General features: G+C 45.0%; 3 protein-coding genes. 1 reads left to right on the top strand and 2 read right to left on the bottom strand.

Annotation, left to right across the window (positions count from 1 at the left end; all coding sequences use genetic code 11):
- The coding region (locus tag AB4496_RS22535) for a multiheme c-type cytochrome (RefSeq protein WP_372132026.1) at window positions 1-785 on the bottom strand (785 nt) is incomplete at its 3' end.
- Window positions 786-994: 209 nt separating this feature from the next.
- On the bottom strand, window positions 995-2,542 hold the full coding sequence (locus tag AB4496_RS22530; protein WP_009844956.1) for an arylsulfatase: 1,548 nt from the start codon (window positions 2,540-2,542) through the stop codon (window positions 995-997).
- A 346-nt stretch (window positions 2,543-2,888) separates the two neighbouring features.
- Between AB4496_RS22530 and AB4496_RS22525 the strand changes: the two genes are divergently transcribed.
- Window positions 2,889-3,761: sulfatase-like hydrolase/transferase (locus AB4496_RS22525; RefSeq protein WP_372132024.1), on the top strand; the 873-nt coding region annotated here is incomplete at its 3' end.

Below are 3,761 nucleotides of genomic sequence, written 5' to 3'. Positions count from 1 at the left end.
TCGCCGTTGGCTTTTACTGACTTGTAATTTGCTAGCTGGGCTTGTTTAACGTGCTCGCTTGCAGGGCCATGACAGGCTTCACAACCGACATTAATCTCAGACCAAGTAGTGTTATAGGTATTGCTCGCGCTGTCGTAGTTTTTCTCTAGATTCGTTGAGTGGCAATCGGCACACATGAAGTTCCAGTTTTGACCGCTGTTGGTCCAGTAGAATTCATCAGTGTTGGTGGTATCCGGGTAGAGGTTAAACCAGCGTTGACCGCCTTCGCCCTCAGTGCGAGAGTCCCAAGCGAAAGGAATCAACTGTACTCGACCGTCTTCAAACTCAACCATGTACTGTTGTAATGGTTCAAAGGCAAAGGTATAGCTGATTTTGTAATCTTTGAATTGCCCGTCTGGGCCTTCGATATTGACCCAGAACTCTTCACCCTTGCGAAAAAATCGGTTGGGTTTACCGCCATGAGTGACCGTTTGATCGTTGAAATCGCCTAATACAGATTCATCTGTAGCGTGTTTCATCGCCATGTCATGATGAGAGCCTTGCCACGCTTCCACTTCTTCGCTGTGACAGTCAACGCATGCTTCAGAACCGACATACGTAGCCTTGGGAGAGCTGGCATCTAAAGTTCCTGAACCAATAAGCGTAGCTTCAGTCGCTGGAGCTTGTTCATTAGCATACACATTGACACTGAGTGTCGACAACATAGGTAAAGACAACATTGCGGATAATACTGCAACTCGCTGGTGTTTCAATCCGTTCACTAGTGAGCACAACCATGCAGACATAACATTCCTTGTTTTTATACATCCTTATGCTTAATAAGGTAGACGTAAAAACAATGAATTTACAATTATTTAGTGGCAGTGAGCTTGATTGTTGTGACTCATATTCACGACTGGTATTTACTCATCGATATGCGCATAAAAAAAAGAGCTCCGAAGAGCTCTTTCGTGTTAGCAGTTTCATCAAACTATCAGTTTCAATAAACCAAAGCTTACTTATTATGGTTCTCTTGAAGTTTCTCCATAACCTGATCCAAGCTAAAGCTCGCTGCTTTTTGGCGTGGCGGGTATTCAGCAAAGGTTTCTAAGAACTTGCCAACATACGCTTGAGCAGGAACAAACATATAAGCATGGTCTAACAACCAGTCATAGTAAGTATTCGATGTGATATCTGCGTTTTCGTATGGGTCCATTCGGAGGTTAAACAGCTTAGGAAGACGTAACGTTACAAACGGTTCTGCCCAAATTTGCATGGTACCCGTCGCACGCTGCTCCATGAACACCGCTTTCCATTGGTTGTAACGAAGTGCCGCAAGGTCACCGTCATCGGTAAAGTAGAATATCTCCGAACGACGGCCTTTCTCTTCTTCTCCGGTTAGGTAAGGAAGGAAGTTGTAACCATCTAGGTGCACTTTAAACGTTTTATCACCCGCAGTATGACCTTTCAGTAGTTTCTCTTTGATCTGATCATCACCAGCAGCTGCAACGAAGGTTGGCATCCAGTCCATGTGGTGCATGATTTCATTTGAAACACTGCCCGGTTCAATCTTTCCTGGCCAACGAACCATTGCTGGTACACGGTATGCGCCTTCCCAGTTGGTGTTTTTCTCACCACGGAACGGCGTTGTACCGGCATCAGGCCAAGAGTTCATGTGTGGACCGTTATCCGTTGAGTAGAAAACGATGGTGTTGTCTTTGATGCCCAACTCATCCACTTGCTTCAATAGTTGTCCAACGTGTCGATCGTGCTCAACCATACCATCAGCGTAATTACTGATGCCGGTTACACCTTTGCTATCTGGCTGCACGTGCGTTCTAAAGTGCATTCTTGTTGCGTTCCACCAAACGAAGAATGGTTTGTCCGCTTTCACTGCGCGATCCATGAAATCAAGTGCCGCGTCTAGTGTTTCTTCATCGACCGTTTCCATACGCTTACGCGTTAGTGGGCCTGTATCTTCAATCTTGCCATCAGCGAATGATTTGATCACACCACGAGGGCCAAATTTCTTACGGAACTCTGGGTCAGTTGGGTAATCTTCATTCTCCGGTTCTTCTTCAGCATTCAGGTGGTAAAGGTTGCCAAAAAATTCGTCAAACCCGTGTGCTGTTGGAAGGAATTCATCTTTATCGCCAAGGTGGTTTTTACCAAATTGACCTGTCATGTACCCCATAGGTTTAAGCATTTCTGCAATCGTTGCATCCTCCGCTTGCAAACCAATGTCTGCTCCTGGAAGGCCTACTTTACTTAAACCCGTTCGTAATACACTTTGTCCCGTAATAAAGGTAGAGCGACCCGCAGTACACGATTGTTCAGCGTAATAATCGGTAAACATCATCCCTTCTTTGGCGATGCTATCAATATTGGGCGTTTTGTAACCCATTAAACCAAAGGTGTACGCACTCACATTGGATTGACCAATGTCGTCCCCCCAAATGACCAATATATTTGGCTTTTCTGCTGCAAAAGTGGCGCTAGACGCGGCCATCATTGCTGTACCCAAAATCGCTAATCGACGTTTAGCGCCATACTTCGCTGTCATAGAAACCTCTTCGTAAGTTATTTGCATCCTGCCCTACAACGTATAGTTCATTTTTTGCGCATACGCGAGATTACCTAAGCTATTAATATTTTTGTCATTTTCATCGAGATATGGATACAGAAGTCATCGATAAGGTTTACGGCAACAAACATGATAAGGATCACACATACAAACTAAGGGGTTGTTCTGGCAACACACTAGAACTCATATGAATCAACAAGTTAACTAGACATCATAACGATTGGTTATAAGCACTATAAAAGGACGGAACGGAATTTTGAGAATAACATTTGCTCATCGATGTGTTGTTCTAACGCATTAATCTTAAAAGTGAATTGGAGTCCTTATGGGTACTAAAATTAATAAACTAGCATTAGGTGTTGGCTTATTAGCAGCTTCTTCAGCGGCAACAGCAGCAGAAAAACCAAACATTCTTGCTATCTGGGGTGATGACATTGGTGTATTCAACATCAGTGCATACAACAACGGCATGATGGGTTATGAAACACCTAACATCGACCGTATTGCTAACGAAGGCGCACTATTTACTGACCATTACGGTCAACAATCATGTACTGCTGGCCGTGCTGCATTCCTAACCGGTCAAGAACCTTTCCGTACAGGTCTACTGACTATCGGTATGCCGGGCTCTGACCACGGCATCCCTGATTGGGCTCCAACGATCGCAGACCTTCTTAAAGAACAGGGCTACATGACCGCTCAGTTCGGTAAGAACCACATGGGTGACCAAGACAAACACCTTCCAACGAACCACGGTTTTGACCAGTTCTTCGGTAACCTGTACCACCTAAACGCGGAAGAAGAGCCAGAGACTTACTACTACCCTAAAGATCCTGAGTTCCGTAAGAACTTTGGCCCTCGTGGTGTAATCAAGTCGACTTCTGACGGTAAGATTGAAGATACAGGTCCTATGACGCGTAAGCGTATGGAGCACGCGGATGAAGAGTTCCTAGAAGAATCTTTAGCATTCATGGAAAAAGCAGTGAAAGCTGACAAACCATTCTTCATCTGGCACAACACGACTCGCATGCACGTGTGGACTCGTCTACAAGAAAAATACCAAGGCGCATCGGGTATCAGCATCTACGCAGACGGCATGCTAGAGCATGATGACCAAGTGGGTATCCTCCTAGACAAACTTGATGAGCTTAAGATCGCAGACAACACTATCGTAATCTACTCTACCGATAACGGTGCA

This window comes from Vibrio sp. 10N.222.46.A1, assembly GCF_041473595.1.
GTDB classification, from domain to species: domain Bacteria; phylum Pseudomonadota; class Gammaproteobacteria; order Enterobacterales; family Vibrionaceae; genus Vibrio; species Vibrio tasmaniensis_A.
The sequence above is the reverse complement of the archived record's forward strand: the minus strand, read 5'-3'. Positions and strand labels throughout refer to the sequence as shown.

What these genes read in the sequence shown, in the direction of transcription:
- AB4496_RS22530 (WP_009844956.1), bottom strand. Translation starts at nt 2,542, where the DNA reads ATGACAGCGAAGTATGGCGCTAAACGTCGATTAGCGATTTTGGGTACA.